Genomic DNA, 23,781 nt, shown 5'->3' with positions numbered 1-23,781 from the left:
TCCCCCCGCGACACGCTCCGCGCGCCACGGGACCCTGAGACGAGGCCGGCCCGGGGCCCGGGACGCCGATCGGCGTCCCGGGCCCCTGCTGCGTTCTACTCATGGCATGCCACAGCCCAGTCACGCCGACCTGCTGCTGCTGTTCCAGCGGGCGCAGGCCCAGTTCACCGACCGGGTGGACGCCGTCGAGCCGGGGGAGTGGGACGCCCCCGCGCTGCCCGACTGGAGCGTCGCCGACCTGGTCGCGCACCTGACCGGTGAACAGCTCTGGGTCGCGCCGCTGCTGGCCGGTGAGCCGGTGGACGCCGTCGCGGCGCGCATCCCCACCGACCCGGACGAACTGCTGGGCGGGGACCCCCTGCTGGCCTGGGAGACCGCTGCCGACGAGGCGCTGACCGCCTGGGCCGGGCTCTCCTCGCCGGACCGCACGGTGCAGCTCTCCTCCGGGCCCGCGCGCGCCGCGGAGTACCTGACCGAGATGACCGCCGACCTGACCGTGCACGCCTGGGACCTCGCCCGGGCCGTGGACGGCGACACCGACCTGGACCCGGAGCTGGTCGCCACCGCCTTCCGCTACGCCGAGTCCCACCTCAGCGAGGACGGCGTCCCGGGGCTGTTCGCCGCGCCGCTGGACGTGCCGCCGGGTGCCGACCTGCAGACGAGGCTGTTGGCCCGGTTCGGTCGCCGCGGCTGAACCCGCCGTCCACGCGCCGGTTCCGCGGGGACCCGCCCTCCGTCGAGCCGTGACCCCTAGGCTCCCTCCCCGGACAGTCGAGTCGGAGGTCGCACGATGAGCCAGCCCCCGCAGGGGAACCCGCCGCACGGCCCGGAGGGGCAGCCCGAACCGGGGCGCTGGGGGCAGGTCCCGCAGCAGCCCGAGGGCGTCTGGGGGCAGCCCGGCGGGCCGGGTGGCTGGGCGCCGCCGGCCGGTCAGCCGTCCGGTCCGGGAGGCTGGGGGCAGCCCCCGGCCGGCGCGGCCGGGTGGGGACAGCAGCCGGGTCAGCCGCCGGCGCCCGGCGGGTGGGGGCCGCAGCCCGGTCAGCCCGCCGGCTGGGGCGGCGCGCCGCGGCAGGACGGCCCCCCGACCCCGGTCGGTGGCTTCGGGGTGCCGGGACAGCCGCCGTACCCGGGCGGTCCGGGCTGGGGTGGGCCGGGTGGCCCCGACCGCCGCGGGAAGCGGACCACCGTCATCACCGCGGTCGCCGCGCTCGCCCTCGTCGTGGTGGTCGCGATCGCCCTGGTGCTCACCCTCGGCGGCGACGACGAGGAGACCACGGCCGGCGGGACGGGCTCCGCGCCGTCCCGTCCCTCGTCCAGCGAGCCGGCGCCGTCGTCCTCGGGTGCCCCGGAGTCACCGGCCGCCCCGGCGGCCGAGGACTTCCTGGCCCAGCTGCCCAGCGACTTCGTCGACTGCGTCGAGCAGCCGCTGGCCGGGGACGGCGACGTGGCCGCCGCGGCGTGCGGTGCGTCGCAGACCCAGCCGGGCGCCGCGGAGGCGGTCTTCCACCGCTACCCCGACGTCGCGACGCTGGACGCGGTCTTCCAGGCCGACACCGGCGGCGCCGGGCTGACCGCGCTCAGCGAGGACGACGACTGCTCCACGGCCCTCGGCTACGGCGAGTGGACCATCGACGGGGTCACCGGCGGACTGGTGGCCTGCACGATCGGCGACGGGATCGTGCAGATCGCCTGGACCGACGACGAGTTCCTGACCGAGGGCCTGATCAGCGCACCCGGCACGACCCAGGAGGACGTCAGCGCCCTCTACGCGTGGTGGACCGAGAACAGCTTCTTCCAGGGCTGACCGTCATCGACCAGGAGCGCGGGACGACCGGTCCACCGGATCCGGCGGACGTCGACGAGGCCGTCTACGACGTGGTGGAGGCGATCCCGCCCGGGCGGGTCAGCACCTACGGGGCGATCGGCCGGCTGGTCGGGGTGGGGCCCCGGCGGGTCGCCCGCGCCCTCTCCGGCGGCGGTGCAGCCGTGCCGTGGCACCGCGTGGTGCGGGCCGACGGCACGGCCGCCGAGCCGGTGCGGGTGCGCCAGCTGGAGCTGCTGGCCGGGGAGGGCGTGCCGCTGCGCGGCTCCAGGGTGGACCTGGCAGCGGTCGGCTGGCCCGACGCGGACGGCTGAGCGACCGGGACTGTCGTCCCCCCGTGGTCTCATCGAGGGGTGCGGGGGGAGTCGAGCAGCGCAGCGGTCGAGACGGCACCGGTCTACCGGCTGGTGCAGCCGGAGGCCGTGCCGGTGGTCCGGCCGCGGCTCGACCCGACCCAGCAGGCGGTGGTCGACCACCGCGGCGGGCCGCTGCTGGTGCTGGCCGGCCCGGGCACCGGCAAGACCACCACGATCGTCGAGGCGGTCGCCGCCCGGATCGACGCCGGCGCCGACCCCGAACGGCTGCTGGTGCTGACCTTCAGCCGCAAGGCCGCCGCCGAGCTGCGCACCCGGATCACCGCGCGGGTCGGCCGCACCATCCGCGAACCGGTCGCCCGCACCTTCCACTCCTACGCCTTCGGCGTGCTGCGCCGGGCGGCGGTGCTGCGCGGTGAGCCGGCGCCGCGGCTGCTCACCTCCGCCGAGCAGGACGCGGTGGTCGCCGAGCTGCTGCGCGGGGACGCCGACGAGGAGGGCGCGGTCCGCTGGCCGGCCGACCTCGCCGCCGCCCTGGGCACCGAGGGCTTCCGCGGCGAGCTGCGCGACCTGCTGCTGCGCGCCACCGAGCGGGGCATCGACAGCCGCCGGCTGGCCGCCTGGGGCAGGGAGCGCGGGCTGCCGCACTGGGAGGCCGCGGCGGACTTCCTGCGGCAGTACCAGGACGTCTCCTGGTTCCAGACCATCACCCGCGGCGGGGCCTCCGGTTACGACCCCGCCGAGCTGGTGCGCACCGCGATCGACGAGCTCCGGGACGACGCCGAGCTGCTGCGCACCGAGCGGGAGCGGGCCGGCTGGCTGTTCGTCGACGAGTACCAGGACACCGACCCGGCGCAGGTGGAGCTGGTCGAGCTGCTCGCCGGCGGCGGCGGCAACCTGGTCGCCGTCGGTGACCCCGACCAGGCCATCTATGCCTTCCGGGGCGCCGAGCCCCGCGGGATCATCGACTTCCCGACCCGCTTCCGGCAGCGCGACGGCCGCCCGGCACCCCGGTTGTCGCTGGGGGTGTGCCGCCGCTCGGGTGCCGAGCTGCTGACCGTCAGCCGCCGGGTCGCCGAGGGGCTGCCCGGGCCGTGGGAGCACCGCCGTCTGGAGCCCGGCGCGGGCATCGACCCGGGCGCGGCGGAGGTGCACGTCTTCGACTCCCCGGCGGTGGAGGCGGCCTTCCTCGCCGACACGATGCGCCGGGCGCACCTGCTCGAGGGCATCCCGTGGTCGCAGATGGCCGTCGTCGTCCGGTCGGCCGCGGCCGGCCTCGGCCCGGTGCGCCGGGCGCTGACCCAGGCCGGCGTGCCGGTCGCAGTCTCCGCCGACGACGTGGCGCTGGCCGGGCAGCCGGCCGTGCAGCCGCTGCTGGCCGCGCTCACGGCGCTGCTGCCACCGGCCGCCGGCACCCCCGCCGGCGACAGCGAGGCCGGTCTCGACGAGGCGGGTGCCGAGGCGCTGCTCGCCTCCCCGCTGGGCAACGCGACCGTGCTCGACCTGCGCCGGCTGCGGCGGGCCGCGCGGCGGGCGATGGCCGACCGGGGCGAGGACGCTGCGGTGCGGGGCGCCCCACTGGCCACCCTGCTCGCCGACCGCACCCTGCTGGATGCGGTGCCCGAGCACATGGCCCGGCCGGCGCTGCGGGTGTCCGCGGTGCTGGCGGCCGGCCGGCTGGCGCTGGCCACCGACGGCACCGCGGAGGACGTGCTCTGGGCGATGTGGCAGGCCAGCGGGCTGGCGAACCGCTGGGCGCGGGCGAGTGCGGCCGGCGGGCCCACCGGCGCGGTCGCCGACCGCGACCTCGACGCCGTCGTCTCGCTGTTCGACGCCGCCGCCGGCTTCGTCGACCGGCTGCCGCACGCCGGGGTCGCCGCGTTCGTGCAGCACCTGGGCGCGCAGCAGCTGCCCGGTGACAGCGGCGCGGCCCGCGCGCAGATGGGCGAGACGGTGCGGCTGCTGACCGCGCACGCGAGCAAGGGCCTGGAGTGGGACCTGGTCTGCGTCGCCGGTGTGCAGGAGGGCGTGTGGCCCGACCTGCGCAGCCGGGCCAGCCTGCTCGGCGCCGAGGACCTGGTCGACGCCGCCGGCGGCACCGACCCGGCGACGCTGGACCGGCGCACCCACGCGCTGGCCGAGGAGCGGCGGCTGTTCTACGTGGCCTGCACCCGGGCCCGCCGCCGGCTGCTGGTCACCGCCGTCGACGGCGCGCTGGACGGCGGGGACGCCGGCGCCACCGCCTCGCGCTTCCTCGACCTGGTCGCTGCGCCGCCGGCGGACGGCGACGGCGTCCGGCCGCACACCCCACTGCCCCGCCAGCTCACCCTGCCGGCGCTGGTGGCAGAGCTGCGCCGCCACCTCACCGATCCGCAGACGCCGCCGGCCCGGCGGTCCAGCGCGGCGGCGGTGCTGCGCCGGCTGGCCGAGGAGCGGGTGCCCGGCGCCGACCCGGCCGGCTGGTGGGGGCTGGCCCCGCTCTCCGACGACGCGCCGCTGGTCGACCCGGCCGAGGTGGTGCCGGTGCGCCCCTCGGCGATCGACACCTTCCAGCGGTGCCCGCTGCGCTGGGTGCTCGGCGCGGTCGGGGCGGAGGCGGCTCCGGAGGCCACCCGCACGGTCGGCTCGGCGGTGCACGACGTGGCCCAGCAAGTGGCCGAGGGGCTGCCGCCCGCCGAGGCCCCCGCCGTCCTGGACGTCGAGCTCGACGGGCTCGACCTCGGGCCGGGCTGGGTCGACCAGCGGCAGCGCGAACGCGCCCAGGAGATGCTGACCAAGTTCCTCGCCTGGCACGCCCGGGCCGACCGGGAGCTGGTCGCCGCGGAGGAGGACTTCGACGTGACCGTCGGGCGGGCCCGGCTGCGCGGCCAGGTCGACCGGCTGGAGCGCGACGCCGAGGGCCGGCTGGTCGTGGTCGACCTCAAGACCGGGAAGACCGCACCCCGGGCGGTGGAGGAGCACGGTCAGCTCGCCGCCTACCAGCTCGCGGTCACCGAGGGCGCCTTCGCCGACCACGGGACGGCGACCGGCGGGGCGGCGCTGCTGCAGGTGGGCGGCGCGCAGAAGTCCGCCAAGGAACACGCGCAGTCGCCGCTGCCGGCCGACGTCGACCCGCGGCAGACCTGGGCCGGGGAGCTGATCGCCGAGGTGGGCGAGGGGATGGGGGCGGCGTCCTTCACCGCCCGCACCGACACCGACTGCGAGCGGTGCGCCTTCCGGCGCAGCTGCCCGATGCAGGAGTCCGGCCGGCAGGTGACCCGGTGACGCCGCGGGCGGCCGCCGCCGACGGCCAGCTGAGCTTCGACCTGCCCGGGATGGTGCCGGTGGTGGCTCCCGAGCCGCCGCGGTTGCTCACCCCGGCCGAGGTCGCCGCCCGCTGCGGGCTGTCCTACGCGCCGTCGGACGAACAGGCCGGTGTGGTGTCCGCCCCGGTCGACCGGCCGCTGGTCGTCGTCGCCGGCGCCGGGTCGGGCAAGACCGAGACGATGGCCGCCCGGGTCGCCTGGCTGGTGGCCAACCAACTGGTCGCCCCGGAGGCGGTGCTCGGGCTGACGTTCACCCGCAAGGCCGCCAGCGAGCTCAACGCCCGGGTGCGGCTGCGCCTGGGCGCGCTGGCCGAGCACCCCGACACCGACCCGGCGCTGCGCGAGCGGCTCGCCGTCGCCGCGCCCACGGTGGCGACCTACCACGGCTACGCGGCCTCGATCGTCGCCGAGCACGGGCTACGGATCGGCGTGGAGCCCGGCTCCGGGGTGCTCGGGCCGGCGATGTGCTGGGGGCAGGCGGCGACCGCGGTGGCCGGGCACACCGGCGACATGAGCGACGTCGCGCTCGGCCTGGTCACCACCACCGAGGACGTGCTCCAGCTGGCCACCGAGCTGGGCGAGCACGACGTGACCCCGGCGGCGCTGCGCACCTGGACGGCGCGCTTCGAGGCCCAGCTCACCGGCTACCCCGACGCCGGCAGGAAGAAGGGCCCGTACGCCGAGGTGCTCAAGATGCTGGCGCGACAGCGGGCCCGGGTCGCCCTGCTGCCGATGGTCGAGGCCTTCGAGGCCCGCAAGCGCGCGGCCGGCGCCATCGACTACGCCGACCAGGTCGCCTATGCCGCCCGCGTCGCGGTCACCTCCGCCGAGGTCGGGCGGCGGGAGCGGGCCCGGTGGCGGGTCGTCCTGCTGGACGAGTACCAGGACACCAGCGTCGGCCAGCTACGGATGCTGGAGGCCCTCTTCGGTGGCCCGGGCGGGCACCCGGTGCTCGCGGTCGGCGACCCACGGCAGTCGATCTACGGCTGGCGCGGCGCCTCGGCGGGCACCATCGAGCGCTTCGACCGCACCTTCCCCGGCACGCCGGACCGTCCGGCCGAGCGGCTGACCCTGTCGACCAGCTGGCGCAACGACCGCTCCGTGCTGGCCGTCGCGAACGCCGTCGCCGCCGCGCTGCCCGAGCCCGAGCAGCCGTTGCCGGACCTGCAGCCTGCGCCGGTGGCCGGCTCCGGCGCGGTGCACGTCGGGCTCTACGAGACCGTCGCCGAGGAGACCGAGGCGCTCGCCGACCGGTTGGAGCGCTGCTGGAAGGGCGACGAGGACGCCGGCCCCGGCGCGCCGGCGAAGCGGCCGACGATCGCCGTCCTGGCCCGGCGGCGGGCCCAGCTGCCCGGCATCGCCGCCGCACTGCGCGCCCGCGGGCTCCCGGTCGAGGTCGTCGGGCTGGGCGGCCTGCTCGACGTGCCCGAGGTCTCCGACGTGGTCGCCACCCTGCGGGTGCTGGTCGACCCGACCGCGGGCGATGCGCTCGGCCGGCTGCTCACCGGCGCCCGCTGGCGGATCGGCCCCCGCGACCTCGCCGCCCTGGAGGCGCGGTCGCGGGCGCTGGTCCGGGAGCGGTCCGCGCCCGCCCCGGTCGAGGACGCCACCCCGCCCGAGCCGGGCGCACCGGCGGCGCCCACGCCGCCCCGGGAACGCGGCAGCATCGTCGAGGCACTCGACGACCTCGGCCGACCCGAGGCCTACTCGGCCGAGGGGCACCAGCGGCTCCGCCGGCTGGGCCGGGAACTGGCCGCCCTGCGCACCCGGCTCGGGGAGTCGCTGCCCGACCTGGTCGACGAGGTGGTGCGCAGCCTGGGCCTGGAGACCGAGCTGGCCAGCCACCCAGACGTCACCCCCGGCGGTGCCCGCACCCACCTGGACGCGCTGCACGAGGTGGCCGCCCAGTTCAGCGAGCTCGCCGAGCTGCCCTCGCTGCCCGCCTTCCTCGGCTACCTGGCCGACGCCGAGGTGCGCGAGCGAGGCCTGGAACCGGGCGAGGTGGCGGTCAACCCGGAGGCGGTGCAGCTGCTCACCGGGCACTCGGCCAAGGGTCTGGAGTGGGACGTCGTCGCCGTGCCCGGCCTGACCGTCGGGCAGTTCCCCGCCAAGGGCGACGCCTCCGACTCCTGGATCCGCGACCCGGGCGCCGTCCCGGTCGACCTGCGTACCACCGACCGCGCCGAGCTGCCCCGGCTGCACCTGCCGGTGCCCGGCTCCGGTGACCAGGCCGCGGTCCGCGACGCGCTGGAGGACTACGTCGCCGAGTGGAAGGACTTCGGCCTGGCCGAGGAGATCCGGCTCGGCTACGTCGCGGTCACCCGGGCCAAGCACCTGCTGCTGTGCTCGGGCAGCTGGTGGCGCGACGGCAAGACCGTCTGCGGGCCGTCGTCCCTGCTGCTCGCGGTGAAGGACACCTGCGAGGACGGCGCCGGGGTGGTCGACGCCTGGGCCGACCCGCCCGCCGACGACGCGGAGAACCCCGCGCTGGCCGAGTGGCCGATCGGGGTCTGGCCGACCGACCCGCTGTCCTCCGGACGCCGGCGCGCGCTGACCGCCGCCGCCGAGCTGGTCACCGCCAGCCGGCCGCACCCGCTCACCGCCGAGGCGCTGGGCGCCACCGACGACCCGCTGGTCGCCGACTGGCTGCGGGACGCCGACCTGCTGCTGCGCGAGCGGGCCGAGCACTCCCGCGGCACCGTCGACGTGCCGCTGCCGGCGCACCTGTCGGTGTCGGCGCTGGTGGCCCTGCGCCGCGACCCCGGCGAGCTGGCCCGCCGGCTGCGCCGTCCCATGCCGGCCGCGCCCGCCCCACTGGCCCGGCGGGGCACCGCGTTCCACGCCTGGCTGGAGGAGCGGTTCGGCGTCTCCCGGCTGATCGACCTCGACGAGCTGCCCGGCAGCGGGGACGCCGCGGCGGCTCCCGACGAAGCGCTCACCGCACTGCAGGCGGCGTTCCTGGCCGGGGAGTGGGCCGACCGCCAACCGGTCGACGTGGAGGCACCGTTCGAGACGCCGCTGGGCCCGCTGACCCTGCGCGGCCGGATCGACGCGGTCTACGCCACCCCCGACGGTGGCTACGAGGTCATCGACTGGAAGACCGGCCCGGTGCCGGGGGCGGCCGAACTGGCTGCGGCGGGTGTGCAGCTGGCCGCGTACCGGCTGGGCTGGTCCCGGTTGACCGGCGTGCCGGTCGAGCGGGTCAGCGCCGGCTTCCACCACGTCGCCGCGAACCGCACCCTGCGCCCGGTCGACCTCCTCGACGAGGCCGGCCTCATGGCCCTGGTAGCGGGCACCTGACTGGTTGACGCAGGCGAGGAGACGACCAGCGCTGACGGCTCTGAGCTCGAGTCAGAGAGCGCGTTCGATCCGCCAGAAGGCGAGTTTCGGGCGCTGCACGTGGCGGCGCATTTCTTCGAGGCACTGGGCCCACTCGCCTTCGGCCAAGTAGCCCTTGAAGTGGTCGCGAGGGACTTCGACCCCAACGGGGGGTTGGGTTAGGGCCTGCTGGCGAAAGAGAGCGCACTTGGCCTCGTATTTGTCGCACAGGGCCACGTACGCATTGGCCGCTTTCGAGTCCTCCAACTGCAGCCACCGCTTGTGGAAGGCCATGTCTATCTGGACCTGCGCCAATAGGGTGCCGAGTTCTTGAAGCGTCTCAGGCTTGTTGTTGGCGCGCCGCGCGAACGTATGCGGTAGCTGGACGTACCGCTCAACGCACACCAGTGCTTCCGCACACACACGACGTTTCTCGGTTGCCCGATTTAGCGATCCGTTGACCAGGAAGCCAAGGACGGCTGCGGTAGCAGTCACCAGTGCGGCGATGATGACCATCGGTAAAGCTCCCATCGCGATCATCAAGAGGTGCACGACCCCCGGGGCGGCTTCCGGTCGTCGGAAGGCGGCCTTGCGTGAGGTTCGCTTGTCGCTTGGGTGATCGGACTCTTGAAGGGGTTCCCCTGCTGCGCACCCGCAGCAATGCCTCAAAGGGGTGCAGTGCTGGAGCCACGTCCTCCCAAGAGGTTGGTCGTGGACGTGCCGGGCGTAGTGCCCCTGAGCTGGCGTGCGCCGTCCGGACCCCACCGCTGGTCACGTGGTCGGCCCCGAGCGCGCCCGATGGGCCGGTCAGCACCCGACGGTGACGAGCGCAAGGTCATTTCGCGACTATCCGGACGACTGGGTGGTGAGTCGGGTGAGCGGGAACCCATCCATCGAGCGGTGGCTGACGATTGGCCGTTCAGCTGGGCGGGGTGTGCAGTCCGGCGGCCGGGGTCAGCCGCGGCCCACCGGCTACCCGGTCGAGCACGGCCCGGACCACCTGCTCCGGGGCCTGCTCGGGCACCCAGTGCGTGATCCCGGGCAGTTCGACGAAGCGGTAGTCACCGGTCACCTGGTCCGCGCACGCCTCCGCGGCGGTCCGGCCGACCGCCACGTCGCCGTCGCTCCACACGTAGGTCGTCGGCACCTCGACCGGGTCGACCGGGGTCGACGAGCTCATCGCCCGGTACCAGTTCAGCGCGGCGGTCAGCGCGCCCGGCGCGGACAGCTGCTCGACGTAGACGTCCACCGCCTCGGCCGGCACCCCCGGCGCGTCCAGCATCCGCCGCAGCCGCCGGGCGCCGTCGGCCAGCAGCACCTCCTCGGCCTTGCCGGCCTGCCAGAAGAGCTTGATGTAGGCCGAACGCTCCTTCTGCTCCGGATCGGCGCGGAAGGCCAGCGTGTAGGCCGTCGGGTGCGGCACCGAGACGGCGGTCAGCGTGCGCACCCGGTCCGGGTGCCAGGCGGCCAGGCCCCAGGCGACGTTGGCGCCCCAGTCGTGCCCGACCACGTCGGCGACCGGCACGTCCAGCGCGGTCATCAGGTCGGCGGTGACCTGCACGAGGTTGGGCAGCGCGTAGGCGTCCACCTCGCCGGGCCGGGCGCCGGGGGAGTAGCCCAGCTGGTCGGGGGCGTAGGTGCGCAACCCGGCCTCGGCCAGCAGCGGCGTCACCGCCGACCAGCTCAGCGACGTCTCCGGGAACCCGTGCAGCAGCAGCACGGGCGGGCCGTCCTCCGGTCCGTCGGTCCGGACGTCGAAGGTCAGGTCGCCGACGTCCACCTGCAGCATCCCCACGGCCATGCAGGCAACCTAGCCCGCTCCCCGCCGGGCCCGCCCGGCAGCGCGGGTTACCGTTCGCACCGTGAGCAGCTCCGCCGAACGCGACTTCGTCACCGCCCACCTCGACGACCTGCACGCCGACCTGGACGCCTGGTTGCGCATCCCGTCGATCTCCGCCGACCCGGCGCACGCTGCCGACGTCCGGGCCAGCGCGGAGTGGCTGGCCGAGGCGCTGCGCCGCACCGGCTTCCCGACCGTGGAGATCTGGGAGACCGAGGGTGCGCCGGCGGTCTTCGCCGAGTGGCCGTCGGCCGACGCGGACGCTCCGGTCGCGCTGGTCTACGGGCACCACGACGTCCAGCCGGTCGACCCGATGGAGCTGTGGGAGCACCCGCCGTTCGAGCCCACCCGCGTCGACACCCCCGACGGCCCCGAGCTGCACGCCCGCGGCGCCATCGACGACAAGGGCAACGTCGCCCTCCACCTGCTCGGCATGCGCGCCCACCTGGCCGCCACCGGCCGGGATACCCCCGCCGTCACGGTCAAGATGGTCATCGAGGGTGAGGAGGAGTCCGGCTCGCCCTACTTCGCCGAGCTGCTGCGCCAGCACCGGGACCGGCTCGACTGCGACGTCGTGGTGGTCAGCGACACCGGCATGGCCGCCCCGCACCTGCCCAGCGCCGTCACCAGCATGCGCGGGCTGGCCGACGCCGAGATCACCCTGCGCGGCCCGGCGGTCGACCTGCACTCCGGCTCCTTCGGTGGCGCCGTCCCGAACCCGCTGCACGCCCTCGCCGAGCTGGTCGCCTCGCTGCACGACGCCGACGGCAAGGTCACCCTGCCCGGGTTCTACGACGCCGTCCGCCCGCTGTCGGACCGCGAGCGCGACCTGATGGGCCGCATCCCGTTCGACGAGGCCGCGTGGCTGGCCGGCCCGGCCGCGTCCCGCACCACCGCCGGCGAGGCCGGTTTCTCCACCCAGGAGCGGATCGGCGCCCGGCCGACCGCGGAGGTCAACGGCATGTGGGGCGGTTACCAGGGTCCCGGCCACAAGACGATCATCCCGGCCGAGGCGCACGCCAAGATCACCTTCCGGCTGGTCGCCGACCAGCGGCCGGAGGAGATCGGCCCGATGGTGCAGGCATGGGTCGAGGCGAACCTGCCCGCGGGCATCGAGGCCGACGTCCACGTCCCGGCCGGCGGTGTCGCCCCGTGCGCCAGTGACCTGGACTCGCCGTACATGGACGCCCTGCTCACCGCGATCGCGCAGGCCTGGGACAGCCAGGCCGACCAGGTGCTGTTCATGAAGGAGGGCGGCAGCGGCCCCGAGGCCGACCTCGCCGAGCAGCTCGGCGCCCCGCTGGTCTTCCTCGGCGCCGGCCTGCCCACCGACCGGATCCACTCGCCCAACGAGCGGGTGCTGCTGCCGATGCTCTACCGGGGTGCGGAGGCCACCGCACACCTGTGGCGCGAGCTGGCCGCCGTCCGCCCCACCACGGGCTGAGCCGGGTCGGGTCGAGGAGATGAGCGGACCGGGCTGGGGGACGCCGGGGGAGCAGGTTCTGCCCGCGCCCGGCTGGTACCCCGACCCGGACGGCGGCGCCGGCCTGGTCCGCTGGTGGGACGGCCGGGCCTGGTCCGACGTCACCACCCCCGCCGGGCCGGGCGTGTCCGTCGGCCGGGCCTTCGAGCCGTCGGCCGCGCCACGGGCCGAGGCGGCCTGGGACGCCTGGGGCAGCCCTGAGCCCGCCCCGCCCCGGAGCCCCCGCCGGCGGACGGCGCTGCTGCTCGGCCTGGGCGGTCTGGTGGTCGTCGCGCTGCTGGTGCTCGTCGCCGCGCTGACCGGGAGCAGCACCCCGGAGACCGGGACGACGGCGCAGGACGACGACCCGCCGATCGTGGCGCCTCCGCAGCCGAGGAGCACCTTCCCGCCGGGCACTGTGCGGATCATCGACGAGGCCGCCGGCATCTCCTACCCGTTCCTCGGCGACGGCTGGTACGAGTGGGACCGCGGCGTGCAGTGGGAGACCACCGAGACCGCCGGGCAGTACTTCGTCACCCAGGAGGAGCTGCCGGGCAGTGCCGGATCCTTCATCAGCCAGTGCACGTCCGGCCCGCTGGCCGAGGGCTACGGCTGGGGCGGCGGCACCGGCACCCTCGAGGGGACGACGCAGGCGGTGGCCGACTCGGTCCGGCAGCTGTACTACCCGCAGCCCAACGAACGCACCGTGCGCCGCGACGAGGCGCTGACCGTCGACGGGGCCGCGGCCTGGGTGGTCGAGTTCGACCTCACCTGGGACGCCGCGGGCTACGACGCCACCGGCGAACGGGCTGCGCTGCTGCTCATCGACGTCGGCCGGCCGGCGCCCGCACTGCTCTACCTGTCCATCCCCAACACCCACGCCGAGCTCTACGGCGTGATCGACCGCGTGCTCGCCGACGTCGACGTGTTGTGACATGGCGATCCTCCGGATCGCACCGCGGCCAACAGCCGTGCCCCGGCTGCGCTGAGCCGTTCCCGGGCCTCCTGCGCGGAGCCCTCCGGGCCCCACTCGTCGACCCGACCTCGCTGTCGCTCGGGAGGTCCGTAGCGCGACGGGTGCCCGCTCACCGTCCTCCGCGCGCACCCTCCGGGCGTCACTCGCCGTTCGAACCTGCCCCGTGCTCGGGAGGTCGGTCGCTCCTCCGGGGGAACCGCTCCACGGCGTGTCGGGCGGCGCGGTTAGGGTCGGTCGTGTGACAGCAGCTCAGGGTGACCTGGTCCTGCGGCACCCGGTGGAGCGGTTCACGCTCGACAACGGGTTGCGCGTGGTCCTGGCGCCCGACCGGAGTGTCCCCGTCGTCGCCGTCAGCGTCTTCTACGACGTCGGCATGCGTTCCGAGCCGCCGGGCCGCACCGGCTTCGCGCACCTCTTCGAGCACATGATGTTCCAGGGGTCGGCGAACGTCCCGAAGATGGAGCACGCCCGCCTCGTGCAGGCCGCCGGCGGCACCTTCAACGGGTCGACCCACCAGGACTACACGAACTACTTCCAGGCGCTGCCCGCCGAGGCGCTGGAGCGCGCCATCTTCCTCGAGGCCGACCGGATGGCCGCCCCGGCGATCACCGAGGAGAACCTCCGCAACCAGATCGACGTGGTGAAGGAGGAGATCCGGGTCAACGTGCTCAACCGGCCCTACGGCGCCTTCCCGTGGCTGCAGCTGCCCGAGGTCGCCTTCGAGAGCTTCGCCAACACCCACGACGGCTACGGCTCCTTCGTCGACCTGGAGTCCTCCACCGTCGCCGACGCCACCGACTTCTTCTCCCGCTACTACGCCCCGGCCAACGCGGTGCTCTGCATCGGCGGCGACCTGGACGTCACCGAGACCGAGGCGCTCGTGCGCCGCTGGTTCGACCAGGTGCCGGCCCGCCCGGCCCCGCCGACCCCGGTCGTCGGAGAGCCCTCGCCCACCACGGTCCGCCGCGGCGTGGTCGAGGACCGGCTCGCCCCTGCTCCCGCGGTCGCGATCGGCTGGCGGGTGCCCGACCCGGTCGGTGACCTGGACACCTACCTGGGCACCGTGCTGCTGGCCGAGCTGCTCAGCGAGGGCGACGCCTCCCGGCTCGAGCGCCGGCTGCTGCACACCGACCGGCTGGCGGTGGCGCAGAGCAGCTACCTCGGCCTGTTCGGCGACCCCTTCGACGTCCGGGACGCCACGCTGCTGGTCAGCCAGGTGCACCACCCGGCCGACGTGCCGGTCGACCGGGTGCTGGCCGCGGTGCACGAGGAGGTCGACAAGGTCGCCACCGACGGCGTCCCCGCCCAGGAGCTCGCCCGGGTCACCGCCCGCACCGAGGCGCAGCTGCTCCAGCAGGCCGACTCCGTGCTCGGCCGCACCTTGGGCTTCGCCTCCGCCGAGCTGATCCACGGCCGCGCCGAGCTGGCCGGCGAGCTCGCCGCACGGCTGGCCGCGGTCACCCCCGAGCAGGTGCAGGCGGCGGCCCGCGGGCTCTCGCCGGACACCGCCGCCATCCTCGAACTGCGCGCGACCGGAGCTGCCCGATGAGTGCCCCCGTGCTCGACCTCTCCCTGGTCCCGCCGCTGGGCGAGCCCCGGCCGATGCCCGTCCCCGAGGTGCACCGGACGACGCTGCCCAACGGGCTGCGCCTGGTGGTCGTGCCCCGTCCCGGGGTGCCGCTGGTGGAGATGCGGCTGCGGGTGCCCTTCGCCGCCTCCGCGCCGCGTCAGGCTGCCGTGCACGCCGCGCGCACCAGCGTGCTGACCGGCGGGCTGCTGCTCGGCACCGCCGGGCGCGACCAGCTGGAGATCGCCCAGCTGCTGCAGAGCCACGGTGGCGAGCTGTCGGTCTCCGCCGACGCCGACCGGATGCTGCTGTCCACCACGATGCTGCCCGGCGGGCTCGCCCCCGTGCTCGGTCTGGTGGCCGAGCTGCTCACCGCCGCCACCTACCCGGCCGGGCCGGTGGACGCCGAGCGGGCCCGGGTCGTCGAACGGATCGGCATCGCCCGGTCCCAGCCCGGCGTCATCGCCCGGTCCGCCCTGGCCGCCCGCCGGTTCGGGGCGCACCCCTACGCCCAGCAGCTGCCCGCCGCCGACCTGGTCGCCGCGGTGACCCCCGCCGCGCTGCGCAAGCTGCACCGCGACCGGGTGCTGCCCGCCGGCAGCACCCTGGTCCTGGTCGGCGACGTCGACCCGGCCGCCGCGACCGACGTGGTCGGCGCCGCGCTGGCCGGCTGGGTGGCCGAGGGCAAGGCCGTCACCGCCGCGCCCGTGCCGACCCTGGTCCCCGGCCCGCTGGAGCTGGTGCACCGGGCCGGTGCGGTGCAGTCCAACGTCCGGCTCGGCGGCCCGGCACCCGGGCGCACCGACCCGCAGCTGCCGGCCCTGCGGCTGGCCAGCATGGTGTTCGGCGGCTACTTCTCCTCCCGGCTGGTGGAGAACATCCGCGAGCGCCGTGGCTACACCTACAGCCCGCGCAGCGGGGTCGAGCACCTGATGGCCGGGTCCTCCTTCACCGTCGAGGCCGACGTCGCCACCGGCGTGACCGGGCCGGCGCTGCTGGAGACGGTCTACGAGCTGGGCCGGATGGCGCTGATCCCGGTGACCGAGGCCGAACTCGACTCCGCCCGGAGGTATCTGCTCGGCACGCTGGCGCTGGGCACGTCGACGCACGCCGGCCTGGCCAGCACGCTGTCGGCGCTGTTCGGTGCCGGGCTGCAGGCCGACTGGCTCGCCGAGCACCAGCGGGCCCTGGCCACCGTGACCATCGACGAGGTGACCGAGGCGGCGCGCCGTTGGCTGGCTCCGGCCGGGCTGACCGCGGTCGTGGTCGGTGACGCCGAGGAGGTCGCTGACCAGCTCCGGGTGCTCGGGCCGGTCGAGGTCACCGCGCCCGCCGCCGACCAGGCGTGACCGTCCCACCCGGCGGCAGCACCCCGGCCGACAACCCGCCGCCCCCGGCCCGGGGCGACTGGCCCGAGGACCGGCAGGCCGGCACCGTCACCGACGTCCCGCTGCTGTCGCGCACGGCGCACGACCGCGGGCACCTGGCCCGTTCGCTGCCCGACCCGGCGCAGGGCCGGCCGGTGCGGGTGCTGCTGGTCGACGAACGGCGCACGGTGCCGGTGCACGAGGGGCCCGACGGCCCACAGCTGCAGTACGACGAGCAGCCGTTCTTCCCCGACGGCGCCATCTACCTCGGCGAGGCCGACGGCGTGCCCTACGCCGCGCTGCGCGGCCCGCGGACGCTCACCGTCGGCGGCAGCCCGGTCGACAGCTGGGCCGGCCTGCGCGACCTCGGTGCCGACCTCGGTGACCTGGACGCCGGTCTGCTCGTGCAGGCCGTCGGCATCATCGAGTGGCACGAGCGCAACCGGTTCTCCCCGATCACCGGCGCCGCCACCACGATGGCGCGCGCCGGCTGGGTGCAGCACGACCCGGAGAGCGACCGCGAGGTCTTCCCGCGTACCGACCCGGCGGTGATCATGCTCGTGCACGACGGCGGCGACCGGTGCGTGCTCGGGCGGCAGGCGGTGTGGCCGGCGGGCCGGTTCTCCATCCTGGCCGGCTTCGTCGAGCCGGGGGAGTCCGCCGAGGCGGCGGTCGCCCGCGAGGTGGCCGAGGAGGTCGGCCTCCCGGTCACCGACGTCCGGTACGTCTCCAGCCAGCCGTGGCCCTTCCCGCAGTCGCTGATGCTGGGCTTCGTGGCCCGGGCGACGAGCGAGGACCTGCAGGTCGACCACGACGAGATCGAGGAGGCCCGCTGGTTCACCCGGGACGAGCTGCGCTCGGGCACCGGGCCGCAGGCGCTGCCGCCCACGGTCTCCATCGCCCGGCACATCATCGACCGCTGGGTGGCCGGCGAGTTCTCCTGACGAAGGACCCCGCCGCCCCCCACCGCTCGCAGGCTCGCGGCGGGCCCCTGCAGCGGGGCCGTCAGGACCAGCGGTTCTGCAGGACGAGGGCGGGCCGGTCGGCGTGGTCGGCGAGCACCACCGCGTCGGCCAGCGCGGTCGGGTCGACCTCGTCGTCGTAGCGGTCGAAGGCGGGCAACTCCCAGGTCCGGTCCTCCGGCACCCGGCGCCGGCGGGCCGCCGGGCTCACCCGCAGGTGGACGACGACGTCGAAGGCCAGGCCCAGCCCCTGCAGCAGTGACCCGGGCACCAGCAGCACCCCGCCGGCCGGGGCCGGGCGGTGCGGCAGCCGGGCGGCGCGGTCCCGGTCGAGATCCCACAGCGCCGGCAGGTACTCACCCGTCCCGCGCGGGCCGCAGCGGTCCAGCACCTCGCGGGCCAGTGCGCCGGCGTCCAGCCAGTCGGAGTACCGGGCGTCGGGGTCGGTGCGCCCGTGCTCCAGGCGCAGGGACGCCGGACGGTAGAAGCCCTCGGCCGGGACGACGACCGCCGGCCGGCTGAGTGCGGGCAGCCGCTCGGTCAGAGCCTGCGCAACGGTCAGCGGGCCCGTCGCCCCCGGTGCCCCGGGCAGTTCCGGTCCGTCGACGGCCACCCGCAACGCTGCCGCGCCCGGCTCGGCGGGCACGGCGGCGATCAGCTCGGCCAGCCGGTCGGCGAGTGCGGCGGGGGAGAGCGGCACCGGGGAGGTCAGCTGCGCACCTCGGGAGCGGTGTCCTCGCCGGCCGGGTGCCGCGGTGCGCGCTGCACCCGGCGGGCACCGGGCTGGCCCGCCGCCCGGTGGCCGTGCGCCGGGGGCGTGGCAACCGGTGCGCCCGGGCGCTCCTCGGCGGCGGCGACCCCGTCGCTCAGCCCCGCCAGCACCTCGGCGGCCAGCTCGGCGGCGGGTCGCCCCTGGGAGCGGGCGTCGCTGCGGAGCCCCTCGAACGCCTCCCGCGGCGTGCTGCCGTGCCGTTCGGCCAGCACCCCGATGGCGCGCTCGATGGACACCCGCGCGGCCAGGGCGTGCTCGAGCTGGGCGACGGTGCGGCGCAACGCCGACAGCTCGGCGTCCCGGGGGTCGGGCGCAGGCTCGTCGGGGGTGGCGCCGTTGCGGGCGGCGCGGCGGGCCTGGCGGTCCGGTTCGGGGGTGGCCCCGAGCTCACCGGACACGAGGTCGGCCAGCGACATCGCCTCGACCAGCGGCAACGCGACCTCCTCGGAGCGACCGGCCGGCGCAGCGTCGTCCGGGCCGACGGTCAGCACCGACCACCCGCCTGCCGTGCGGACGACGAGGACGGCGGGCTGGCCGGCGGGGCCGCGCAGCACGTCGGTCGGCAACCGGACGATGACGGGGCGGGCCGCTGTGCAGGGCTCGTCGTCGGCGGGTTCCATCGCACCCTCCCGGGGGACCGGTGGCGGGTCGCAGGGAGAGCAGCCGCAGCTCCCCGGTGGGCGGTCGTCGCCCGCCGGGGGCCGCGGACCCGGGATCACGCGCCCGGGAGCTGCGCGAGCTGGGCCTTCACCTGGTCGATGCTGGGGTTGGTGAGCGCGCTGCCGTCGGCGAAGACGAGCGTGGGCACCGTGCGGTTGCCGCCGTTGGCCTGCATGACCACCTCGGCGGCGCCCTCCTCGACCTCGATGTTGACCTCGGCGTAGTCGATGCCGTCGCGCTGCATCAGCTTCTTGAGCCGGTTGCAGTAGCCACACCAGTTCGTGGTGTACATCGTCACTGCGGGTGCTGGAGCGCTCATCGGGTGGATCCTCTCTCGTCCGTCCCCGGGAGGGCCACCCGGGGAGGGGTGACCCGTCGTACGGGACCTGCCGGATGCGCCAACGCCGTGGCCCTGGGGATCCTTCCCCGTCCTGTCGGCGCGGGCTGGGAGACTCCTCGACGTGGGGACGTCGAGGGTCGTGGAGGAGTCCGGGGTCGAGGGGACGGCGGGGGCCGAGGCCGTGCTCGCCGGGCTGGACGAGCAGCAGCGGGCCGCCGCGGAGGCGGTGCGGGGGCCGGTCTGCATCCTCGCCGGTGCGGGCACCGGCAAGACCCGGACGATCACCCACCGGATCGCCTACGGCGTCCACCTGGGGGAGTACGTGCCCGAGCAGGTCCTCGCGGTGACCTTCACCGCGCGGGCGGCCGGGGAGCTGCGTGGCCGGCTCTCGGCTCTGGGGGTGGGCGGGGTGCAGGCGCGCACCTTCCACTCGGCGGCGATGCGCCAGCTGCGCTACTTCGCCCCGCGGGTGCTGGGCGGACCGATGCCCGAGCTGATCGAGAACAAGCTGCGGGTCGTCGCCGGCGCGGCCACCCGCAACCGGCTCACCACCGACCGCAGCAGCCTGCGAGACCTGGCCGGTGAGATCGAGTGGGCGAAGACCACCCTCGCCACCCCGGAGGACTACCCGGCCCGCGCGGCGGCCGCCGGGCGCGACCTGCCCTTCGACGCCACCGCCGTCGCGGCGGTCTACCGCAGCTACGAGGAGGCGAAGTCCCGCGACGGGGCGCTGGACTTCGAGGACCTGCTGCTGGTCACCGCCTACGCCATCGAGGAGCACCCGGCCGTCGCCCGCGAGGTGCGCGCCCAGTACCGGCACTTCGTGGTGGACGAGTACCAGGACGTCAACCCGCTGCAGCAGCGGCTGCTCGACGCCTGGCTGGGCGGCCGCGCCGAGGTCTGCGTGGTCGGTGACCCGAACCAGACCATCTACTCCTTCACCGGCGCGGACCCCGAGTACCTGCTGGGCTTCGCCGACCGGTACGGCGACGCGGAGGTCGTCAAGCTCGAGCGCGACTACCGGTCCACCCCGCAGGTGGTCGGCCTGGCCAACAAGCTGATCGGCCAGGCCCCGCCGCGCAAGGGGCTGCCGGGGCTGCGGCTGCTGGGTCAGCGGGCCGAGGGGCCGGCACCCCGGTTCGTCGAGCACCCCGACGAGCCGACGGAGGCGGCGGCGGTGGCCCGAGCCTGCCGGGAGCTGATCGACGGCGGCCTGCCGGCCAGCGAGATCGCCGTCCTGTTCCGGATCAACGCCCAGTCCCAGGTGTACGAGTCCGCGCTGGCCGACGTCGGGGTGCCCTACGTCCTCAAGGGCGGGGAGCGCTTCTTCGAGCGGCCCGAGGTCCGTGAGGCGGTGCTGCTGCTGCGCGGCGCCGCCGCCGGTGGCAACGACCCGGGCTCGCTGGTGCCTGCCGTCCGCGACGTGCTCGCCTCGACCGGCTGGGTCGAGCACCGGCCACCGCCCGGTGGGGTGGCCCGCGACCGCTGGCAGTCCCTCGCCGCGCTGGTCGACCTCGCCGTCGACCTGGTCGCCGAGCAGCCCACCCTCGACCTGGCCGGGTTCGTCGCCCACCTCGCCGAGCGGGCCAACGCCCAGCACGCCCCGACCGTGCAGGGCGTGACCCTGGCGTCCATGCACGCGGCCAAGGGGCTGGAGTGGGACGCCGTCTTCGTCGTCGGCCTGGTCGACGGGGTGGTGCCGATCGCCCAGGCGCAGGCCCGGCCGGAGGCGGTCGAGGAGGAGCGCCGGCTGCTCTACGTCGCCGTCACCCGCGCCCGCGAGCAGCTGACCCTGTCCTGGTCGCTGGCCCGCAACCCCGGGGGCCGGCGTTCGCGGCCGCGCAGCCGCTTCCTCGACGGCCTCACCCCGGATGCGGCGGCCGCTCCCCGACGTCCGGCGCAGCGGCCGAAGGTCGTGCTGGAGGGCGAGGCGGGAGAGCTCTTCGAGCGACTGCGCGCCTGGCGCAGTGCCACCGCGCAGGCGGCGTCGGTACCGGCCTACGTCGTCTTCACCGACGCGATCCTGCAGTCGATCGCGGAGGCCCGCCCCACGACGGTGCGTGAGCTGTCGACGCTGCCCGGGGTGGGGGCCCGCAAGCTCGAGCTCTACGGGGCCGAGGTGATCGCCACCGTCGAGGGCTGACGGGGCTCGGACCAGCGCGGACACACTTTCTCAGGAATCTCCGTAATTCGTTTGACCCCCCTCCGGAGCAGCCCCTAGCCTTCGCATCACCACCTGGGCGTGACCCAGGACGCACCACGCACCGTGAGCAGTCAGCACGACCAGCAGCACTGCACCTCCAGCAGCACCGCACGTCCAGCAACACCGCACGTCCCGAGCAGCACTCGCAGGGAGACCGGCCGGCAGGCCGGGCTCCGACCCCGGAAGGAGGGGCCCCGTGAACAGCACCGACATGACCGTCGCCGGCGTGAGCACCGTGACCTCGCCGGCCGTCGGCCTGCGCTGCTCCCTCCCGGCCGACCGGGTCGCCCTGATGGGCGCCTACGCCGCCCCGTGGAACGGCACCGGTCTGTCCATCGCCGGGGACGCCACCACCGCCCGTCTGCGCGGCCTGACCGCCGCCGCCGGCACGACCGGCTCCCTCACCACCGGTGCGCCCGTCGGCACCGATGCCCAGCCGTCCATCGAGGCCCCGGTCAACGGGACCCCGGTCAACGAGACCCCGTTCATCGAGACCCCGTTCATCGAGACCACTGCCCTGAAGGGCGCCTTCGCCGGCGTCCCTGCTCGGCACACCAGCAGCACCCCGGGTGACCTGCCCCCGGAAGACCCACTGAGCTAGCCACAGCTCAGCTGGTCCTCCTCGAGGCCGCGGAACCCGGACACCGGGAACCGCGGCCTCAGTCTTTTCCGGCCTGACTCTGCGGACCCACCCCGACCACCCGGTCGGCGGGCCCCCGTCGACCGGTCGAAGAGACAGAGGAAGAGGAGGAGCGGCCGTGCAGACCACGATCGACCCCGCGACGTCCCGTCGCGCCGGGCTCGACCGCACGCACGTGTCCCACCAGCCGGCGGCGCAGGGAGTCGTCCGACGGGCCCTGCCCTGCCGGGTCCAGGACCCCGACCTGTGGTTCGCCGAGAGCCCGGCCCAGCTCGAGCAGGCCAAGGCGCACTGCGCCCAGTGCCCGGTCCGGTCGGCGTGCCTGGCCGGGGCGCTGGACCGCGCCGAGCCCTGGGGTGTCTGGGGCGGGGAGATCTTCGACCGAGGTGTCGTGATCGCCCGCAAGCGCCCCCGGGGGCGGCCGCCGAAGGTCCGCGCCGAGGCCGCGGCATGAGGCCGCCCACCCGCAGGACCGGCGTCCGGCGCCCCGGCGCCGGACGCCTCCCCACCCGATGCACCACCAGTCGGCACCGTCTCCCGGTGCCGCTGACCCTGGAGGACCCGAGATGAACCTGATGGACCAGGACCTGGCCCGTGCCCACATGTCCCGGCGGATGGCGGAGGCCGACGCGGCTGCCCGCGCCCGGCGGCTGATCAGCGCCCGGCGCTGGAACCGCCGGGCCGAGCGGGCGTCGCAGCGCGCCGCCCGCGCCAACTCCGCCGTCTGGTGAGGACGGCGTGAGCCGTCCGCACCGGACAGCACCACCGCGCGGCTCCGGCCGCATCCCACTCCGACCGGGGCGCCACCGGCGCCCCGGTCGGATGTGGGCCGCACGCTCGACCGCCGTGGCTCACCGACGGTCGGGGACCCCGGTGCGGGGTCGGCTGACCGCAGGTCACCCCGCGAAGCCGGGGAGCCACTCCTCGCAGACGCCTCGGTAGGGCGCCTCGGCGTCGAGCTGGCAGAGCACGCCGATCGACCCGATCGTCACCCGGTGGATCAGCAGGTAGGACGGCGGCAGGTTGAGCTGCCGGCCCAGCTGGCTGGCCTCGCTGCGCGGGTCGCCCAGCCGGTTCGCCTGTTCCTGCATCCACGCGCGGGTGAACGTGAACGAGGGAGCGGCCACCGGGGCGAGGAACGGCAGCAGGAAGTCCAGCACCGCTTGGGCGTCCACCTCGACCGACCGGCGGACGAAGCCCTCGGCGCGCAGGTCGGTGAGCACGTCGTCGGCCCGGCCGTCCAGCGCCCAGTTCACCAGCCGCCCGATCGGCTCCGGGAGCCCGTCCGGCAGCCGGGCCGTGGCACCGAAGTCGATGACCCCCAGCCGGCCGTCGGGCAGCAGCCGGAAGTTGCCCGGGTGCGGGTCGGCGTGCAGGAGACCGGCCCGCTGAGGACCGGAGAAGTGCAGCACCGCCATCAGCATCCCGGCCCGGTCCCGCTGCTCGCGGGTGCCGGTGGCGATGACCCGGGACAGCGGCGTGCCCTCCAGCCACTCCGAGACGATCACCTTCGGCGCGCTGGCCACCACCCGCGGGACGACGATCTGGTCGTCGTCGGCGTAGGCGGCCGCGAAGCCCCGCTGGGCGTCGGCCTCCAGCCCGTAGTCCAGCTCCTCCTCCGCCCGCGCCTTGAGCTCGGCGATCAGCGGCTTGACCTCCATGCCCGGGAAGAGCACCGCGAACATCCGGGCGAACCGGGCGAGCTGGTTGAGGTCGGCCATCAGCGCCGTCCCGGCGCCGGGGTACTGGATCTTCACCGCGACGTCCCGGCCGTCCCGCCAGGTCGCGCGGTGCACCTGGCCGATGCTGGCCGCCGCGGCGGGGGTGTCGTCGAACTCCCGGAACCGCTCCCGCCACCGACCGCCCAGCTGCTGGGCCAGCACCGAGTGCACGGTGCGCACCGGCATCGGCGGTGCGGCCTCCTGCAGCTTGACCAGCGCATCCCGGTACGGCCCGGCGACCTCCTCGGGCACGGCGGCCTCGAAGATCGACAGCTGCTGGCCGAGCTTCATCGCCCCGCCCTTCAGCTGCCCGAGCACGGCGAAGAGCTGCTCGGCGGTGCGCTGCTGGAGCTCGGCGTCGACCTCCTCGCCCGGCCGGCCCGACAGCCGCTTGCCGATGCCGAGGGTGGCCCGCCCGGCGGCACCCAGCGGCAGGGCAGCCAGCCGAGCCGTTCGGGACACCGCCCCCCGTGGGATGTCCCGCCCGGTGTCACTCACCACCCCATTGTCCC

General features: G+C 75.7%; 20 protein-coding genes. 14 read left to right on the top strand and 6 right to left on the bottom strand.

Features of this window, described 5'->3' with window-relative positions:
• Positions 1-106 precede the first annotated feature (106 nt).
• The 5 genes from Q1A09_RS04100 to Q1A09_RS04080 all read left to right on the top strand — a co-directional run bounded on the left by Q1A09_RS04100 (position 107) and on the right by Q1A09_RS04080 (position 8,741).
• On the top strand, positions 107-694 hold the full coding sequence (locus Q1A09_RS04100) for a TIGR03086 family metal-binding protein (RefSeq protein ID WP_299952208.1): 588 nt from the start codon (positions 107-109) through the stop codon (positions 692-694).
• A gap of 96 nt (positions 695-790) precedes the next feature.
• Entirely contained in the window at positions 791-1,804 is a 1,014-nt protein-coding gene (locus Q1A09_RS04095; RefSeq protein ID WP_299952207.1) for a hypothetical protein, read from the top strand.
• Positions 1,774-2,136 carry an MGMT family protein gene (locus Q1A09_RS04090; RefSeq protein WP_299952206.1) on the top strand — a complete coding sequence of 121 codons (363 nt, stop codon included), beginning with the start codon at positions 1,774-1,776 and terminating at the stop codon, positions 2,134-2,136. Before Q1A09_RS04095 ends, Q1A09_RS04090 begins: the two co-directional genes overlap by 31 nt.
• Before the next feature lie 39 nt (positions 2,137-2,175).
• A complete protein-coding gene (locus tag Q1A09_RS04085; protein ID WP_299952205.1) occupies positions 2,176-5,400 on the top strand; it encodes an ATP-dependent DNA helicase in 3,225 nt (1,074 codons plus the stop codon).
• Positions 5,397-8,741, top strand: coding sequence for an ATP-dependent DNA helicase (locus Q1A09_RS04080; RefSeq protein ID WP_299952204.1), 3,345 nt, complete (start codon positions 5,397-5,399; stop codon positions 8,739-8,741). Before Q1A09_RS04085 ends, Q1A09_RS04080 begins: the two co-directional genes overlap by 4 nt.
• 51 nt (positions 8,742-8,792) lie before the next feature.
• Here Q1A09_RS04080 and Q1A09_RS04075 read toward each other — a convergent pair whose 3' ends face one another.
• Both Q1A09_RS04075 and Q1A09_RS04070 read right to left on the bottom strand, forming a co-directional pair.
• Positions 8,793-9,275 carry a hypothetical protein gene (locus Q1A09_RS04075; RefSeq protein ID WP_299952203.1) on the bottom strand — a complete coding sequence of 161 codons (483 nt, stop codon included), beginning with the start codon at positions 9,273-9,275 and terminating at the stop codon, positions 8,793-8,795.
• Between the two features lie 403 nt (positions 9,276-9,678).
• A complete protein-coding gene (locus Q1A09_RS04070) occupies positions 9,679-10,560 on the bottom strand; it encodes an alpha/beta fold hydrolase (protein ID WP_299952202.1) in 882 nt (293 codons plus the stop codon).
• Positions 10,561-10,621: 61 nt separating this feature from the next.
• Here Q1A09_RS04070 and Q1A09_RS04065 point away from each other — a divergent pair, with 61 nt between their 5' ends.
• The 5 genes from Q1A09_RS04065 to nudC all read left to right on the top strand — a co-directional run bounded on the left by Q1A09_RS04065 (position 10,622) and on the right by nudC (position 16,915).
• Positions 10,622-12,043 (top strand): M20/M25/M40 family metallo-hydrolase, encoded by a 1,422-nt coding sequence (locus Q1A09_RS04065; RefSeq protein WP_299952201.1) that lies wholly within the window; start codon positions 10,622-10,624, stop codon positions 12,041-12,043.
• A gap of 19 nt (positions 12,044-12,062) precedes the next feature.
• Complete coding sequence (locus tag Q1A09_RS04060) at positions 12,063-12,995, top strand: DUF2510 domain-containing protein (RefSeq protein ID WP_299952200.1); 933 nt, start codon at positions 12,063-12,065, stop codon at positions 12,993-12,995.
• Between the two features lie 280 nt (positions 12,996-13,275).
• Positions 13,276-14,586: a pitrilysin family protein gene (locus Q1A09_RS04055; protein WP_299952199.1), complete on the top strand. Its 1,311-nt coding sequence runs from the start codon at positions 13,276-13,278 to the stop codon at positions 14,584-14,586.
• Positions 14,583-15,953, top strand: coding sequence for a pitrilysin family protein (locus Q1A09_RS04050; RefSeq protein ID WP_299952198.1), 1,371 nt, complete (start codon positions 14,583-14,585; stop codon positions 15,951-15,953). Before Q1A09_RS04055 ends, Q1A09_RS04050 begins: the two co-directional genes overlap by 4 nt.
• On the top strand, positions 15,950-16,915 hold the full coding sequence (gene nudC / locus Q1A09_RS04045) for an NAD(+) diphosphatase (protein ID WP_299952197.1): 966 nt from the start codon (positions 15,950-15,952) through the stop codon (positions 16,913-16,915). The genes Q1A09_RS04050 and nudC overlap by 4 nt, the downstream gene beginning before the upstream one ends.
• Positions 16,916-16,976: 61 nt before the next feature.
• On the opposite strand, the gene Q1A09_RS04040 is transcribed toward nudC, so the two are convergent.
• The 3 genes from Q1A09_RS04040 to Q1A09_RS04030 form a co-directional block, all read right to left on the bottom strand.
• Positions 16,977-17,633 (bottom strand): uridine kinase, encoded by a 657-nt coding sequence (locus tag Q1A09_RS04040; protein ID WP_299952196.1) that lies wholly within the window; start codon positions 17,631-17,633, stop codon positions 16,977-16,979.
• Positions 17,634-17,641: 8 nt separating this feature from the next.
• Positions 17,642-18,325, bottom strand: a complete 684-nt coding sequence (locus Q1A09_RS04035) for an ANTAR domain-containing protein (protein WP_299952195.1) — start codon at positions 18,323-18,325, stop codon at positions 17,642-17,644.
• A 95-nt stretch (positions 18,326-18,420) separates the two neighbouring features.
• Positions 18,421-18,684: a mycoredoxin gene (locus Q1A09_RS04030; protein WP_222194045.1), complete on the bottom strand. Its 264-nt coding sequence runs from the start codon at positions 18,682-18,684 to the stop codon at positions 18,421-18,423.
• Positions 18,685-18,826: 142 nt separating this feature from the next.
• Here Q1A09_RS04030 and Q1A09_RS04025 point away from each other — a divergent pair, with 142 nt between their 5' ends.
• The 4 genes from Q1A09_RS04025 (at position 18,827) to Q1A09_RS04010 (ending at position 22,279) form a co-directional block, all read left to right on the top strand.
• Complete coding sequence (locus tag Q1A09_RS04025) at positions 18,827-20,848, top strand: ATP-dependent DNA helicase UvrD2 (protein ID WP_299952194.1); 2,022 nt, start codon at positions 18,827-18,829, stop codon at positions 20,846-20,848.
• Between the two features lie 256 nt (positions 20,849-21,104).
• Positions 21,105-21,509 carry a hypothetical protein gene (locus Q1A09_RS04020; RefSeq protein WP_299952193.1) on the top strand — a complete coding sequence of 135 codons (405 nt, stop codon included), beginning with the start codon at positions 21,105-21,107 and terminating at the stop codon, positions 21,507-21,509.
• A gap of 214 nt (positions 21,510-21,723) precedes the next feature.
• Positions 21,724-22,002 (top strand): WhiB family transcriptional regulator, encoded by a 279-nt coding sequence (locus Q1A09_RS04015; protein WP_366139756.1) that lies wholly within the window; start codon positions 21,724-21,726, stop codon positions 22,000-22,002.
• A 112-nt stretch (positions 22,003-22,114) separates the two neighbouring features.
• Positions 22,115-22,279, top strand: coding sequence for a hypothetical protein (locus Q1A09_RS04010; protein WP_299952191.1), 165 nt, complete (start codon positions 22,115-22,117; stop codon positions 22,277-22,279).
• 165 nt (positions 22,280-22,444) lie between these two features.
• Here the strand turns inward: Q1A09_RS04010 and Q1A09_RS04005 are convergent, their stop codons facing one another.
• Positions 22,445-23,767, bottom strand: coding sequence for an AarF/ABC1/UbiB kinase family protein (locus tag Q1A09_RS04005; protein WP_299952190.1), 1,323 nt, complete (start codon positions 23,765-23,767; stop codon positions 22,445-22,447).
• Positions 23,768-23,781 lie beyond the last annotated feature (14 nt).

Origin of the sequence: uncultured Modestobacter sp. (assembly GCF_947486615.1) — a bacterium.
Lineage (GTDB): Bacteria > Actinomycetota > Actinomycetes > Mycobacteriales > Geodermatophilaceae > Modestobacter.
The sequence above is the reverse complement of the archived record's forward strand: the minus strand, read 5'-3'. Positions and strand labels throughout refer to the sequence as shown.

Bases quoted from the DNA above. Each gene is read 5' to 3' on its own strand.
- Q1A09_RS04100 (WP_299952208.1), top strand. From the start codon at position 107: ATGCCACAGCCCAGTCACGCCGACCTGCTGCTGCTGTTCCAGCGGGCG.
- Q1A09_RS04095 (WP_299952207.1), top strand. From the start codon at position 791: ATGAGCCAGCCCCCGCAGGGGAACCCGCCGCACGGCCCGGAGGGGCAG.
- Q1A09_RS04075 (WP_299952203.1), bottom strand. From the start codon at position 9,275: ATGGTCATCATCGCCGCACTGGTGACTGCTACCGCAGCCGTCCTTGGC.
- Q1A09_RS04070 (WP_299952202.1), bottom strand. From the start codon at position 10,560: ATGGCCGTGGGGATGCTGCAGGTGGACGTCGGCGACCTGACCTTCGAC.
- Q1A09_RS04060 (WP_299952200.1), top strand. From the start codon at position 12,063: ATGAGCGGACCGGGCTGGGGGACGCCGGGGGAGCAGGTTCTGCCCGCG.
- Q1A09_RS04050 (WP_299952198.1), top strand. From the start codon at position 14,583: ATGAGTGCCCCCGTGCTCGACCTCTCCCTGGTCCCGCCGCTGGGCGAG.
- Q1A09_RS04035 (WP_299952195.1), bottom strand. From the start codon at position 18,325: ATGGAACCCGCCGACGACGAGCCCTGCACAGCGGCCCGCCCCGTCATC.
- Q1A09_RS04030 (WP_222194045.1), bottom strand. From the start codon at position 18,684: ATGAGCGCTCCAGCACCCGCAGTGACGATGTACACCACGAACTGGTGT.
- Q1A09_RS04010 (WP_299952191.1), top strand. From the start codon at position 22,115: ATGAACCTGATGGACCAGGACCTGGCCCGTGCCCACATGTCCCGGCGG.